This is a genomic window from Nocardia sp. NPDC020380 (assembly GCF_044386975.1).
Lineage (GTDB): Bacteria > Actinomycetota > Actinomycetes > Mycobacteriales > Mycobacteriaceae > Nocardia.
The window spans coordinates 15,010-28,840 of sequence record NZ_JBIRVQ010000017.1; the positions used below are offsets into that span (position 1 = coordinate 15,010).

A 13,831-nucleotide genomic window follows, 5' to 3' on the forward strand; every position below is an offset into this window, starting at 1 on the left:
ACGATCAGTGACTTTCGGGTCAATGCGACATCGGTGCGCGAATCTTCCCCCGGATTCACGTGCCGAACCCGGGGCGGTTCCCCTGCCTACTACCGCCGCCCCGGGTGCGCCGCGTTGGCCCGAGTCACTGAGCCAACTTTCGGCTATCGCGCGGTATGTCGAAGGTGCAAACGAAGGGCCCGATCCATGACGAGGGGATCGGGCCCTTCGGTATTGTCTGGCGCAATGTCACAGGAAACGAACGCGGGAAGAATGTACGCCGGGCAGCCCGTAGAAGACCGGCAACGGCAGCGTCGTGCGCGTTTTCTGGAGTCCGGGCTGACGGTGTTCGCGCGAGACGGCTACGCCAACAGCTCTGTCGGGGCGATCTGCAAGGACGCCGGGCTCTCCTCGCGACAGTTCTACGAGGAGTTCACCGGCCGCGAATCGCTACTGCTGGAGCTGTACGAGACGATCGATCGCGAATCACGGGAAGCCGTGGCGGCCACCATCGCCGAGCACTCCGACGCCAGCGCCATCGATATCATCGACGCCGCGGTACGCGCCTACATCGAGTCGATCGGACGGGATCCCCGCAAGGCGAGAGTCGCACTCGTCGAAGTCGTCGGTGCGGGGCCCAAGGTGGAGAAGTTCCGCCTGGAGCTGCGCCGCGCCTGGGGCGCCCTACTCGCCAGTGCCGCAGAGGATGCCGCCATGCACGGCGAAATCCCGCCCGGCGACTACGAGATGCGCGTGCTCGCCATCATCGGCGCGGTCAACTACGTGGTCGACGCCTGGAGCGGCTCCGAACCGCGCCAGCCGCTCGACGACGTCATCCGTGTCCTGCGCCGCGTCATCATGGGCGCCGTCAGCGCCTGACGGCACGGTCATCACCTGAAAAACCCCTTCCTGTCGGCCAACTCACGCCCGGGTGCGGATCGCACCCGGGCGTGCTCTATGAAAGGGGTTCCGGGCAGGTAGCGTTCGGCAAATGGAGACTGTGCCCATTCAGATGCCAGACGGGACGACGGTGCCGGTGCGGTTGATTCCGGCGAAAGGCGCACATCGGCATCCGATCACCGCCGACACGCCGAGACCGGTAATCGTTATAGTCCCGGGACTCGGCGTCCCGGGCGAGTACTACTCCCTGTTCGGGAATCCCTTGGCGGCGCGCGGCTTCGATGTCGCGCTGCTCGAATTGCGAGGCAACGGCGCCAGTAAGCCCGAACCGAGCTCCCGCAGCACTTACGGATACCAGGAATTGGTGTCGGTGGATTTCCCCGCCATGTTCGAAGTGGTGCGGGAACGGTTTCCGGACAGCACGCCATATCTGCTCGGGCACAGCATGGGCGGGCAATTGGGCGTCATGTACGCCGCGCGGATCCGCGGGCGGCTGGGCGGGTTGATACTCATCGCCTCCGGGACGCCGAATCACCGCGGATATCGCGGACTCGCCGCGCCCGGATTCCTGCTCGGCAGCGCGGCAATCTCGTTGACCGCCAACCTCGCCGGATTCTGGCCGGGCGACACCATTACCGCCGGCGGATTCGGACGACAGTCCAAAGTACTCATCACCGACTGGGCGCGGCTGGCGCGCAGCGGGAAATTCCAGCCGGCCGGCGCGGATATCGATTACGAGGAGCGGATCTCGCGGCTCAAACTGCCGGTGCTGTCGATCACCCTGCGGGGAGACGAACTCGCGCCGCAGAGTTCGGCGAAGCAGTTGCTCGCCAAGCTGCCCAATGCCGACATCACCACCTGGCACAATCCGGCGTCCCTCGGGCACAACGGCTGGATCAGCGAGCCCGAATCCACCCTCGACTATGTCGAAAAGTGGCTGCGAGACCGCTGAACTGCAGAGCCTTTCGGCAACGATTCACAGCGTGCGTGAGCGCGGCGCGGTCATCTTCTCCGGGCTGAGCAGATCGTCCAGTTCCGCGCGGGTCAGCGAACCACGCTGCAGCACAAGGTCGTACACGCTGCCGCCGGTGTGCAGCGCCTCCTTGGCGATGGCCGCCGCCTCCTCGTAGCCCAGCTTCGGCACCAGCGCGGTGACCAGGCCGATGCTGTTGTTGACCAGATCCCGGCAGTGCTCGCGATTGGCGGTGATGCCGGTGACGCAGCGGCTGGTCAGCGTGACCGCCGCATTGCGCAGCATCATCAGGCCCTGCAGCAGGTCGTAGGCCATGATCGGCTCGGCCATATTGAGTTCCAGCTGACTGGCCTCGGCCGCCATGGTCACCGTCATGTCGTAGCCGATGAGCTGGAAGCAGACCTGGCTCACCACCTCCGGGATCACCGGATTCACCTTGCCCGGCATGATAGACGAACCCGGTTGCATGGCAGGCAGATTGATCTCGCCCAGCCCGGCCCGCGGACCCGAGGACAGCAGCCGCAGATCATTGCAGATCTTCGACAACTGGACGGCCGCCCGCTTCATGGTCGCCGAAATGGCCACGAACGCACCGGAATCCTGGGTCGCCTCCACCAGATTCTCGGCCTCGTAGAAGGCCAGCCCCGTCACCTCGCCGAGTTTGCGGGTGACCAGCTCCGCATAACCGGGCGGACTGGTGATACCGGTGCCGATGGCGGTGCCGCCCATATTGATCGCCAGCAGATCCGCCGCCGCGCCACGCAGATGCCGGACCGCCTCCGCGACCATGACCGCGTACGCGCCGAACTCCTGACCCAGCGTCATGGGCACGGCGTCCTGCAACTGGGTGCGGCCCATCTTGATCACGTCCGCGAATTCGGCCGCCTTGTCGCGCAAAGCCGTCCGCAGTTCGTCCAGGGCGTCGGCGGCATCCTGCAAGGAGAGATGGACACCGAGTTTCACCGAGGTGGGATAGACGTCATTGGTCGACTGCGAGCAGTTCACATCGTCATTGGGGTGCAGGAAATGGTATTCGCCCTTGCGGTGGCCCATGAGTTCCAGACCGCGGTTGGCGATCACCTCGTTCGCGTTCATATTGGTCGAGGTGCCCGCACCGCCCTGCACCATGTCCACCACGAAATCCGAGCGCAGCGCACCGGCCAGGATCTCGTCGCAGGCCGCCGTGATGGCATCGGCCTTGGGCTGCGCGATCGAGCCGAGCTCCGCATTGGCCAGCGCCGCCGCCTTTTTCACATAGGCCAGCGCGCACACCAGATGATCGAACCGGTGCAGCTCGATGCCGGAGATCCGGAAGTTCTCCACGGCCCGCAGCGTCTGCACGCCGTAATAGACGACATCGGGCAGTTCCCGCTCACCCAGTGAATCGTGTTCGCGCCGAATGCCGCCCATCACCCGCTGCGCCGCCACCTGCTGGGCCAGCTGCCCGGAGACGAAACGCAGCCGCTGACTGATCAGATCGGCGACCCGGGCCACGATGCGGTAATACCGCTCCGGCTGCCGCTTCGCCATCTCGTCGAGGGTGGCGAGCGGCACCGTCAGCACCACCGCGCCCTGCGGCGTGCGCGCGGTGTAGGTGTGCGGGCCCGCGTCCAGCAGCGAGATCTCCGAGAGCAGGCCGCCCGGGCCGATCCGGCCCAGCATCGTCTGCTGCCCGGCCAGGCCGGCCACCAGCTCGACCTCACCGGACACCACGATGCCGACCCACTGATGCGGCGTCGACTCGTGGAACAGCGTGGCGCCGGCCGGATATTCGCGGCGCTCGGCATCGGCCGTGAGGACCCGCAGGTCCCCCGGATCGATACCGGTCGCGGTCGCGGCGGTCGCGAGCAGGCTCTCGAAAGGCGCGGTCACGACCGCAAACCTACATGAGCATGTCGGTGAAGAACTCGTAGATCAGGGCCGCCTGGAACGCCGACTGCTTGTTGTCCGCGGCGCCGCCGTGCCCACCCTCGATGTTCTCGTAGTACCAGTAGCGGTGACCCTCGGACTCCAGTAGCGCGGCCATCTTCCGGGCATGCCCCGGATGCACCCGATCGTCCTTGGTGGACGTGGTGAGCAGCAGCGGCGGGTACTTCACGTCGGTGCGGGTGTTCTGGTACGGCGAATACTTCGAGAGGAACTCCCACTCCTCCGGCTTCTCCGGATCGCCGTACTCGGCCACCCACGACGCGCCCGCCAGCAGCAGGTGATAGCGCTTCATGTCCAGCAGCGGCACCTGACACACGATGGCGCCGAACAACTCCGGATAGCGGGTCAGCATGACGCCCATGAGCAGACCGCCATTGCTGCCGCCCACCGCGCCCAGCCGATCATGGGTGGTGATGCCGCGCGCCACCAGATCCTTCGCGATCGAGGAGAAATCCTCGTACACCTTGTGCCGGTTGGCCTTCAGCACCGACGTGTGCCACTGCGGGCCGTACTCGCCGCCGCCGCGCAGATTCGTCATCACCCAGGTGCCGCCGCGCTCCAGCCAGCCCATACCGAACGCGCCGCTGTAGGCGGGCGTGCGGGACACCTCGAAACCGCCGTAACCGGACATGATGGCCGGGCCCGGCTTGCCCACCTGATCGCGGTGCCGGATGACGAAATACGGGATCATGGTGCCGTCATCGGACTCGGCGAAGAACTGCTCGGTCACCACGCCGTCCGCGTCGAAGAACTCCGGCTCCGTCTTCAGCACCTCGGTGGGACCGCCCACCGAGCCGGTCAGGAGCGTGGCCGGACGGGTGAAACCGCTTGTGGAGAGCATGAATTCGTCGCCGCCCTCCAGCGGATCCAGATTCATGACACTGGTGGTCGCCATGGGCGGGGCATCGGCGAGCGGCTCGCGGGTCCAGCCGTCCGGGCCGGGCGTCAGCACGTACAGCTTGGTCTGCACGTCTTCCAGGGTCACCAGCAGCAGGTGGTTCTCGGTCCAGCCGCGGCCGTGCAGCGCGGTGTGCGCGTCGGGGGTGAAGAGCAGATCGAAATCCCTTGCGCCCGACATGAATTCGCCGAAATTCGCGCCGAGCAGCGCACCCGCCGGATAGGTGGTGCCGTTCACCTCCCACGGCGACTTGAGGCGCACCGTCATCCAGTCCTTGTAGATCGACACCGAGGCGTCGGTGGGCGTCTCGATGCGGCGCAGGGCGCCGTCGTCCGCGAGCAGATACTCCTCCGAATTGAAGAAGTCGGTGGAGCGGCCCACGAAATGCCGTTCGTAGCCGGGGGTGTGGTCGTAGGCGGCCGACACCGCCACATCGGTGGTCTCGCCCTCGAACACCGTCTCCGCCTCGGTCAGCGGGGTGCCGCGGCGCCAGCGCTTGGTGATGCGCGGATAACCGGAATCGGTGAGCGAACCCGGGCCGAAATCCGTTCCCACGTACAGGGTGTCGATATCGATCCAGTGCATATCGGATTTGGCTTCCGGCAGGAAGAAACCGCCGTCCTCCGGGGCGACGAAGGTCTTCGACTCGATATCGAATTCGCGCACCACCTTCGCGTCCGAACCGCCGCGCGAGAGGCTCAGCAGCGCCCGCGACTGCTCCGGGCGCAGCACGCTCGCACCGCCCCACACCCAGTTCTCGTCCTCGCTGGCGGCCAGCTCGTCCAGATCGATCAGTACTTCCCAGGCCGGGTCGTCCTTGGCGTACTCGGCGAAGGAGGTGCGCCGCCACAGGCCCTTCGGGTGGGCGCCGTCGCGCCAGAAGTTGTACAGCCGGCTGCCGCGCCGGCCCGGGTAGGCGATGCGGGTGTCGGTGTCCAGCATGGCGAGAATGCGGGATTCCAGGTCGCGGAAGCGATCGGAGGCGGCGAAACGCCCTATCGCCACCTCATTGTGTTCCCGCGCCCAGTCCAGGGCCGCGTCACTGGTGACTTCTTCGAGCCACAGGTAGGGATCCGTCACGCTCTCTCCGACACCGGTCATGTCCCCATTCTTACCGGGCCGGGGAAACGGTGTCAGCGCTCCCGGTCGGTAGGATTGCTGCTTCGATGCCCATCCGCACCAGGAGGTCCGGGGAGTGCCGCACCAGCCCGAGGGGAACACCCGGCCGCGACTATGGGAACAGCACTGCTGCCTGCCGCTGCTGCCGACCGCGGACATCGGTGAACTCGGCCGGTATCCGCTCGGCTCGTATCTGTCGGTGAATGTGGGCTTCACGCCGCAGTCCGCCCGCGACGTGCTCGAGCTGCTGGACGTCTTCCGCCGGGATGCCCTGGCGGACGGTCGATTCCGGCTGGTGAAGAGCATCGCCGACGCCTGGCCCGAACCCGGCACGGAAGCGGCCGACGAGGAACTCATCGCACTCGCCTTCGACCTGGAGGACTCCGGTCCGCTCGAAGGGGATCTCGACAATGTCGAGGTCTTCCACGACCTCGGGCTGCGTTCGCTGCTGCCTGCCTACAACCGCGCCAATGCCGCCGGCTGCGGCTGCCTCGACACCGAGGACACCGGGCTGACCGGGTACGGGCGCGATCTGATCCGCAAACTCAACGAGACCGGCGTATTCGCCGACGGCTCACACTGTTCCGTGCGCACCGGGCTCGACATCGCCGAGATCACCGCCGTACCCATGATCTACAGCCACTCGAATTTCCGTGCGCTGTGGGAACACCCGCGCAATATCACCGACGATCAAGCGCGCGCCTGCGCCGCCACGGGCGGCGTGATCGGGATCAACGGCGTCGGAATCTTCCTGGGCCACAACGGGATCGACGAGAATCCGCAGCGCGTCGAGGCCATTGCCGACCATATCGCCTACGGTGCGGAACTCGTCGGCATCGACCACATCGGCATCGGCTCCGACTACTCCTTCGACGCCGACGACTTCAACGACATGCTGGCCGCCAACCCCGAGAACTACTCCGAGGAATACACCCGCTACGGTCAATTGCAGTGGACACCGCCGGAGGACCTGCTCGGTCTGGACGCGGTTCTCGCCCGCCGCGGCTTTTCGGAAACGGAGCGCGAGGCCGTCTTCGGTGGCAACTTCGCGCGAGTGGCCCGGCAGGTGTGGAGAGACTGAGTCCGCCGATCGAGAGGGAACCACGATGCCCGAGCTCGACCCGACCGTCCAGCAGTTCGTCGACGCCGTCAACACCGGCGACCGCACCACCTTCTACCAACTGCTCACCGACGACGCCACCATGTCCGACGACGGCAACGATCGCGATCTGCAGGAGTGGGTGCAGAGCGAGATCTTCGGCAGCAACGGCCGCATGCGGGTCGAATCGGTGAGCGGACCGACCGCTCTGGTCGCCGACTACGCCAACGACCGCTGGGGCTCCATGCGGACTGCCTGGCGTTTCACCGTCGGTGACGGCCGCATCAGTCGGTTCGAAACCGGTCAGGCCTAAAGGTGACGACTGATTTCGTGAGGATCCGGGTAACTCCCGGGGTACCCCCAAAATTGGAGTCGAGCCCAACCGCTGGTCCGCAATGCCGGCGTGGTGCGGCTCTTTGCCGGGCGCAGAAGGCTCGGGGAGGCGGGATTGCCAGCGTGCTACGGCTCTCAGCCGGGCGCAGAGGCTCGGGGAGGCGGGACAGGCTAATCTCGAAGCCGTGACTTCCCACTACGATGTCGTCGTTCTCGGCGCTGGTCCCGGCGGTTACGTCGCCGCGATCCGTGCCGCTCAACTCGGCCTGCGAACAGCGATCGTCGAGCAGAAATACTGGGGTGGCGTGTGCCTGAACGTGGGCTGCATCCCCTCCAAGGCACTGCTGCGTAACGCGGAACTGGCCCATATCTTCACCAAGGAAGCCAAGACCTTCGGGATCTCGGGGCAGGCGACCTTCGACTTCGGTGTGGCATTCGACCGCAGCCGCAAGGTCGCGGACGGCCGCGTCAAGGGCGTCCACTTCCTGATGAAGAAGAACAAGATCGACGAGTTCGACGGCAAGGGCACGTTCACGGACGCCAACACGCTGTCCGTCGAGCTGTCCAAGGGCGGCACCGAGACCATCACGTTCGACAACGTGATCATCGCGACCGGCACCGTCACCAAGCTGCTGCCGGGCACCTCGCTGTCCGCCAACGTGGTCACCTACGAGGAGCAGATCCTCACCCGTGACCTGCCGGGCTCGATTCTCATCGTGGGTGCGGGCGCCATCGGCATGGAGTTCGGCTACGTCCTCAAGAACTACGGCGTGGACGTCCGCATCGTCGAATTCCTCGACCGCGCACTGCCGAACGAGGACGCCGACGTCTCCAAGGAGATCACCAAGGCGTACAAGAAGCTCGGCATCACCATCACCACCGGTGCCGCCGTCCAGTCCATCGACGACGACGGATCCAAGGTCACCGTCGCCATCAAGGACAACAAGTCCGGGGCCGTCGAGACCGTCACCGTCGACAAGGTGCTGCAGGCCGTCGGTTTCGCGCCGCGCGTGGAGGGCTACGGCCTGGAGAACACCGGCGTGCAGCTGACCGACCGCGGCGCCATCGCCATCGACGACTACATGCGCACCAATGTGCCGCACATCTACTCCATCGGTGACGTCACCGCCAAGCTGCAGCTCGCGCACGTCGCCGAGGCGCAGGGCGTGGTGGCGGCCGAGACCATCGCCGGCGCCGAGACCCTCGCGCTCGGCGACTACCGCATGATGCCGCGGGCCACCTTCTGCCAGCCGCAGGTCGCCTCCTTCGGTCTCACCGAGGAGCAGGCGCGCGCCGAGGGCTACGACGTGAAGGTCGCGACCTTCCCGTTCACCGCCAACGGCAAGGCGCACGGGCTCGGCGACCCGACCGGCTTCGTGAAGCTGATCTCCGACAACAAGTACGGGGAACTCATCGGCGGGCACCTCATCGGCCCCGACGTCTCCGAGCTGCTGCCGGAACTGACCCTGGCCCAGAAGTGGGACCTCACGGTCAACGAACTGGCCCGCAACGTGCACACCCACCCGACCCTGTCGGAGGCGTTGCAGGAGGCCATCCACGGCCTCGCGGGCCACATGATCAACTTCTGAGTTGAGAACGAAAAAGGCCCGGTGTCAGCGTTTTTCGCTGACACCGGGCCTTTTCGTATCTTCACCGTGCGGGCACGGCGCCGGACCTCCCCCGACGTTGCGGTCCGATCTTCACGAGGCAGTAGGGAGCTGCTCGCGAAGACTTTGCAGCGCCCGGTGCTGCAGCAGGCGGACCTGCTCCGGGCTCGCGCCGATCTCTTCGGCGGTGCGTTCCACGCTCCAGCCCAGCCCGAGTCGCAGGTACAGCACGGCCTGCTGGGCGGGACTGGCGAAAACCTTCATGACGGCTCCTTCTGGATCTGCTTCCAGCCTAGGAGCGGGGGTGTTCAGGTTCGGATAGCCGATTGCTAGGGAATGGATAGAGAACGCGCCAGCGTGACTTCGAGGCGGGCGCCGCCCAGCGGGCTGTCGGTGAAACGGACGCTGCCGTGATGGATCCGCGCCTGCTGGGCCACCAGGGCCAGGCCCAGACCACTGCCGGGGGCCTCGGTGGCGCCGCGGGTGAAGCGGGTGAAGACGCGCTCGCGGTCGGCGAGCGGCACGCCGGTGCCGTTGTCGTCCACGGTGAGAACGAGGTGGTCGCCCGGGAGCGGGCGGGCGTCGATCTCGATGCGGGTGGCCGCGCCGTGCCGCACCGAGTTGGTGACCGCGTTCTCCAGGATGAGGCGGATACCGGCCTCCAAGCCGCGCAGATGAATCGGCGCGGTGACCAGTGAGGTGACGGTGACGTCCGGATGGGTGCGGCGGGCATCGTGGCCGACCTGATCGATCAGCTCGTCGAGATCGACCTCGGCCCAATCGGATTCGGTGCTCAGCGAGCCCTGCGCCAGCCGCTCCAGCGCGAACAGGGTGGACTCCACGGCGCGCTGGGCATTGAGGATCTCGCCGATGATCTCGGCGCGCTCCGCCTCGGGGAGCCGCATGGATTGCAGCACTTCCAGATCCATCCGCATGGAGGTCAGCGGGGTGCGCAGTTCGTGGGCGGAGGTGGCGGCGAAGTCGCGGGCGGCGGCCAGGGCGTCGGCCGTGTGGCGGCGTTCCTCCGCGATATGGTCCAGCATCTCGTTCATGGCGGTGGCCAGTTCATTGGTTTCCGTGGTGGCGTACTGCGGTGAAACATGCAGGTGCAGTGCGGATTCCACATCGCGGGTGGCATCGGTCAGCTCGCGCAGCGGCAGCACCGCGCGGCGGGCCACGAACCAGCCCAGCCAGGCGGCCAGCAGGGTGGACACCACCGCGACCGCCAGTACGCGCTGGGTGCGCTGCGTGATCATCTGCTCCACAGTCGATTTCGGGATGGAGGTGGTGACGGTGACCTCCTTGCCCGCGGCCGGCAGCTCCCACACGTAACCGGCGCCGTCCTCCAGCAGGACCGTGCGCTGCGGGCCGGTCGGCGCGGGCTGTTCCTTTCCGTCCGACGAGGACACGTGCAGTGACCGCACCACGGTGTCGAGCTGGCGGGCGGTATCGGTGTGCACCACGGACAGGAACACCGTCGAGATCACCCCGACCACCAGGATGGTGACCGCCGCGCAGGCCACCGCGACCCGGGTGCGCAGCGAGATGGGCCGGCTCACGGTTCGGTCCGTAGCACGTAGCCCACGCCGCGCACGGTGTGCAGCACCCGCGGGCAGCCGGTCGCCTCGATCTTGGCGCGCAGGTAGGAGACGAACACGTCGACCACCTTGGTCTGCGTCTCGAAGGTGTATCCCCATACGTCGGTGAGCAATTCGGCGCGTGAGAACACCTGCCCGGGCGCCGCGGCGAGGGCCGCCAGCAGATCGAATTCGCGTTTGGTGAGATCGAGCAGCACCCCGTTGGCATAGGCGCGCCGCGACCCGGTGTGCACGGTCAGCTCCCCGACCGTGGTCTCCGCCGGATCGCCCGCCACCGTGGCCCCGGCCCGCCGCAGCAGCGCGTGCAATCGCGCCACCAGCTCGCCGAGCGCGAACGGCTTGGTGAGGTAGTCATCCGCGCCCGCGGTGAGCGCCCCGATCCGGTCGTTGACCTCGGACCGCGCACTGAGCACGCAGATCGGCACATCATTGCCCAGCGACCGCAACGCGGTCACCACCTGCACCCCGTCCAGCCCGGGCATATTGAGGTCCAGCACCACGGCCGCGGGCGGATTCACCGCGATGCGCTGCAAGGCGGAAGCCCCGTCCGTCGCGGTGTCGACCGTGAATCCGGACAGCCGCAAGCCGCGGGCCACCGAGGTCAGGACCCGCGCGTCGTCGTCGACGACGAGCACGACATTGTTCGCCATACAGGGCCCTCATTTCGCCGGCGAGCTGGTTCGGGACGCCGATTCAGGAACTCAGGCGCACTTTCTCCGCGGGATTCTGCTGGTTGACGCATTCCTGATAGGGATTCGGATCGCCCAGCTGCTCCTGGCAGGTCCAGACCGAGCCGTCGTCGGCGGTGACGGCCACCGAGAATCCCGGACCCCAATCGGCCGAATGCGCCGCGTATTCGTTGGTGACGGAGGTGGCGGTGCTGCAGGCGGCGCTGCCCTGCGTGGTGATGGCGACGATGGCCAGGCCGTTGAAGCCGGCGCCGCAATACACCGGCTGCGGTCCCGTCACCGGCTGGGTGGTGGGTACGACGGGCTGTGTGGTGGGCACGACCGGGGGTTTCGTCGGCTGGACCGGCGGGTTCGTGGTGGTGACCGGCGGTGGGACCGGCCGGGTGACCGGCGGGACGGGTGGCTGGACCGGCTTGCTCGGCGGGGCCGCGGTCGTCGTGCTCGGTGCGGCCGTGGTGCTCGACGCCGTGGTGGTGCCGTCCTTCGAATTCCCGGAGCAGCCGGCCAGGCTGCCGACCAGTGCGGCCGCCACGGCCGCGACAGCAAATTCGGTGTAGCGCATATTGCCTCCTGAGTTTGCGAACTGGCGGTCGGCCAAACCTTAGGAGTGCGTGTGCTCAGGGACGGCTAGGAAATGGTTAGGAAATGGATAGGGCCGCCCAGTGTGATGAAGGCCATGGTCAGCCTATAACGGCTGGTCAGTCCCGGCGGTAGGCGTCCTGGGCGGCTTTGATCGTGTCGATATTGGATTCGAGGACGTGGATCAGGCCCAGGAGTTGGTCGGCGATCTGCGCGCCCAGGTCGGTGAGGGTGTACTCGACGTGGGGCGGGATGGACTGCTGGACTTCGCGATTGATCATGCCGTCGCGTTCCAGGGTCTGCAGGGTCTGGGAGAGCATGCGCTCGCTGATGCCTTCGACGTGGCGGCGCAGGGCGCTGAACCGGTGCGGGCCCTCGCGCAGGGCGGCCAGGGCGAGCACGCCCCAGCGGCCGGTGACGTCCTGCAGCACCGGGCGGGAGGGGCAGTTGCGGGCGAAGACGTCGGCTTCCAGGGTGGGGTCGGTCGCGTAGACCTCGTCGGAATGCCGGGTGTTCATGGCTTCGAGATTACCTAACCTTCGGGGTAGCGGTTCCGGAATGGATTGTGCTTACTATTAGTTAGTACATGCCGAGACAGTAGTTAATTCCCGTTCCTGGAGGTAAGTCATGACCGTCGCAGTCACCGGAGCCAGTGGTCAGCTGGGTCGTCTCGTCGTCGAGGCGCTGCTGCGCGAGGGCGTCACGCCCGTCGCCGTCGTCCGCGATCCCGCCAAGGTGGCCGATCTGGCCGGCCGCGGCGTCGAGGTACGCCAGGCGACCTTCGACGACCCGGAGTCGCTGGACCGCGCCTTCGCCGGCGTCGACCGCGTCCTGTTGATCTCCGGCAACGAATTCGGCAAGCGGGTCGAGCAGCACACCAATGTGATCCGCGCGGCCGAGCGGGCGGGCGTGGAACTGCTGGCCTACACCAGCATTCCGCAGGCCGACAGCAACCCGCTGATCCTCGCCCAGGAGCACACCGGCACCGAGGCCGCGCTGGCCGATTCGACGGTGCCCTACGTGCTGCTGCGCAACGGCTGGTACTGGGAGAACTACACCCGCGGCCTGGCGCACGCCGTCGAGACCGGCGTGCTGTACGGCGCGGCCGGGCAGGGCCGGGTGTCCGGCGCGGCCCGCGCCGACTACGCCGACGCGGCCGCGCACGTGCTGACCACCGAGGGGCACGCGGGCCAGGTCTACGAGCTCGGCGGCGACGCGGGCCTGACCTATGTCGAGCTGGCGCAGTCGATTTCGGAGGCGGCAGGCAAGCCGGTGCGTTACGAGGATCTGCCGCAGGCGGATTACGCCGCCGCGCTCGAAAAGGGCGGTGTGCCCGCCGGTTTCGCGCAGGTGCTCGCCGATGCCGACAACGGCATCAGCAATGGCATCCTCGAGGTCGGCAGCGGCCACCTGCGGAAGCTGCTGGGCCGTCCGGCGGCGCCGGCCGTCGAGGTGTTCCGCGCGGCGCTCGCCTGAGTCTTCGCGACGACTTCGGCGGGCCCGTCAGTACCAGTTGTGGGCCTGCCAGAAATCCCAGGCCGCGTTGGGGCTGCCGTACCGCTGGTTCATGTAGTGGTAGGCCCAGCGCAACTGGGTGAGCGGATTGAACATCCAGTCCGGGCCCTCGCTGAACATCTTGATCGCGGGCAGTGCCTGCGCGAGACCGTAGGCGCCCGAGGTCGGGTTGATGGCGAAGATCTGCCAGCCGCTCTCGTGCGTGATGATCTCGTTGAAGGCCGCGAACTGGTCGAGCGGCACGATGACGTGGGCCAGGGTCTGCAGCGCGGGTTTCTGGAACGCCTGAGCCGCGCCGAAGAGTTTGCCGAGTTCGGCGAAGCTCGTCGGCAGGGTGTAGGAGGCGATCTCGCTCGCGGTGCCGGCGCGGGCCTCGGCGTGCGCGGCCGGGCCCGCCGCCAGCGTCGCCGTGGTGAGCGCGCCGAGCAGGAGCCCGAGGGTCAGGGTCCGGAGTGGCCGGTTCGATGTCAACGCCTGGTCCTTCCGTGTGGGTGAAGCACGAAAACAGACCGATCTGTCGCTACGCGAAAAAGGTGAGTATGCCCGCCTCGAACCCGGGTCGGGCATAGCGACACGCTATGAGTACTTAATTGCCGATTTAGTCTTTGCGCTG

Annotated in this window: 15 protein-coding genes and 1 pseudogene; 7 read left to right on the forward strand and 9 right to left on the reverse strand. The window is 67.0% G+C overall.

Annotation, left to right across the window (positions count from 1 at the left end):
* Positions 1 to 225 precede the first annotated feature (225 nt).
* Both ACH438_RS37485 and ACH438_RS37490 read left to right on the forward strand, forming a co-directional pair.
* The gene (locus ACH438_RS37485) at positions 226 to 858 is read left to right on the forward strand and encodes a TetR/AcrR family transcriptional regulator (RefSeq protein ID WP_397014318.1); all 633 of its coding nucleotides are present in this window, start codon (positions 226 to 228) and stop codon (positions 856 to 858) included.
* Positions 859 to 970: 112 nt separating this feature from the next.
* Positions 971 to 1,831 (forward strand): alpha/beta fold hydrolase, encoded by an 861-nt coding sequence (locus ACH438_RS37490; RefSeq protein WP_397014320.1) that lies wholly within the window; start codon positions 971 to 973, stop codon positions 1,829 to 1,831.
* Between the two features lie 24 nt (positions 1,832 to 1,855).
* On the opposite strand, the gene aspA is transcribed toward ACH438_RS37490, so the two are convergent.
* The 3 genes and pseudogenes from aspA to ACH438_RS37505 all read right to left on the reverse strand — a co-directional run bounded on the left by aspA (position 1,856) and on the right by ACH438_RS37505 (position 5,780).
* Positions 1,856 to 3,262, reverse strand: a complete 1,407-nt coding sequence (gene aspA, locus ACH438_RS37495; protein ID WP_397014676.1) for an aspartate ammonia-lyase — start codon at positions 3,260 to 3,262, stop codon at positions 1,856 to 1,858.
* Between the two features lie 120 nt (positions 3,263 to 3,382).
* Positions 3,383 to 3,724 (reverse strand): annotated as a pseudogene (locus tag ACH438_RS37500) (cyclic nucleotide-binding domain-containing protein); the annotation flags it as partial.
* A gap of 10 nt (positions 3,725 to 3,734) precedes the next feature.
* On the reverse strand, positions 3,735 to 5,780 hold the full coding sequence (locus tag ACH438_RS37505; RefSeq protein ID WP_397014322.1) for a prolyl oligopeptidase family protein: 2,046 nt from the start codon (positions 5,778 to 5,780) through the stop codon (positions 3,735 to 3,737).
* A 94-nt stretch (positions 5,781 to 5,874) separates the two neighbouring features.
* Here ACH438_RS37505 and ACH438_RS37510 point away from each other — a divergent pair, with 94 nt between their 5' ends.
* The 3 genes from ACH438_RS37510 to lpdA all read left to right on the forward strand — a co-directional run bounded on the left by ACH438_RS37510 (position 5,875) and on the right by lpdA (position 8,819).
* Positions 5,875 to 6,879 carry a dipeptidase gene (locus ACH438_RS37510; RefSeq protein ID WP_397014324.1) on the forward strand — a complete coding sequence of 335 codons (1,005 nt, stop codon included), beginning with the start codon at positions 5,875 to 5,877 and terminating at the stop codon, positions 6,877 to 6,879.
* Between the two features lie 25 nt (positions 6,880 to 6,904).
* Positions 6,905 to 7,210, forward strand: a complete 306-nt coding sequence (locus tag ACH438_RS37515) for a nuclear transport factor 2 family protein (RefSeq protein ID WP_397014326.1) — start codon at positions 6,905 to 6,907, stop codon at positions 7,208 to 7,210.
* 205 nt (positions 7,211 to 7,415) lie between these two features.
* Positions 7,416 to 8,819, forward strand: coding sequence for a dihydrolipoyl dehydrogenase (gene lpdA / locus ACH438_RS37520; RefSeq protein ID WP_397014328.1), 1,404 nt, complete (start codon positions 7,416 to 7,418; stop codon positions 8,817 to 8,819).
* A 111-nt stretch (positions 8,820 to 8,930) separates the two neighbouring features.
* On the opposite strand, the gene ACH438_RS37525 is transcribed toward lpdA, so the two are convergent.
* The 4 genes from ACH438_RS37525 to ACH438_RS37540 form a co-directional block, all read right to left on the reverse strand.
* Positions 8,931 to 9,101, reverse strand: a complete 171-nt coding sequence (locus ACH438_RS37525; RefSeq protein WP_397014330.1) for a sigma factor-like helix-turn-helix DNA-binding protein — start codon at positions 9,099 to 9,101, stop codon at positions 8,931 to 8,933.
* Between the two features lie 65 nt (positions 9,102 to 9,166).
* On the reverse strand, positions 9,167 to 10,396 hold the full coding sequence (locus ACH438_RS37530; protein ID WP_397014332.1) for an ATP-binding protein: 1,230 nt from the start codon (positions 10,394 to 10,396) through the stop codon (positions 9,167 to 9,169).
* Entirely contained in the window at positions 10,393 to 11,085 is a 693-nt protein-coding gene (locus ACH438_RS37535) for a response regulator transcription factor (protein ID WP_397014334.1), read from the reverse strand. Before ACH438_RS37535 ends, ACH438_RS37530 begins: the two co-directional genes overlap by 4 nt.
* 43 nt (positions 11,086 to 11,128) lie before the next feature.
* Positions 11,129 to 11,443, reverse strand: coding sequence for a hypothetical protein (locus ACH438_RS37540; protein ID WP_397014336.1), 315 nt, complete (start codon positions 11,441 to 11,443; stop codon positions 11,129 to 11,131).
* Here ACH438_RS37540 and ACH438_RS37545 point away from each other — a divergent pair.
* Positions 11,433 to 11,681, forward strand: a complete 249-nt coding sequence (locus ACH438_RS37545) for a hypothetical protein (RefSeq protein ID WP_397014338.1) — start codon at positions 11,433 to 11,435, stop codon at positions 11,679 to 11,681. The two genes, ACH438_RS37540 and ACH438_RS37545, sit on opposite strands and share 11 nt — an antisense overlap.
* Positions 11,682 to 11,822: 141 nt before the next feature.
* On the opposite strand, the gene ACH438_RS37550 is transcribed toward ACH438_RS37545, so the two are convergent.
* Positions 11,823 to 12,221 (reverse strand): winged helix-turn-helix transcriptional regulator, encoded by a 399-nt coding sequence (locus ACH438_RS37550; RefSeq protein ID WP_397014340.1) that lies wholly within the window; start codon positions 12,219 to 12,221, stop codon positions 11,823 to 11,825.
* Positions 12,222 to 12,330: 109 nt separating this feature from the next.
* Here ACH438_RS37550 and ACH438_RS37555 point away from each other — a divergent pair, with 109 nt between their 5' ends.
* Positions 12,331 to 13,179 carry an SDR family oxidoreductase gene (locus tag ACH438_RS37555; RefSeq protein ID WP_397014342.1) on the forward strand — a complete coding sequence of 283 codons (849 nt, stop codon included), beginning with the start codon at positions 12,331 to 12,333 and terminating at the stop codon, positions 13,177 to 13,179.
* Between the two features lie 27 nt (positions 13,180 to 13,206).
* Here the strand turns inward: ACH438_RS37555 and ACH438_RS37560 are convergent, their stop codons facing one another.
* A complete protein-coding gene (locus tag ACH438_RS37560) occupies positions 13,207 to 13,689 on the reverse strand; it encodes a transglycosylase SLT domain-containing protein (protein ID WP_397014343.1) in 483 nt (160 codons plus the stop codon).
* Positions 13,690 to 13,831: the final 142 nt, after the last annotated feature.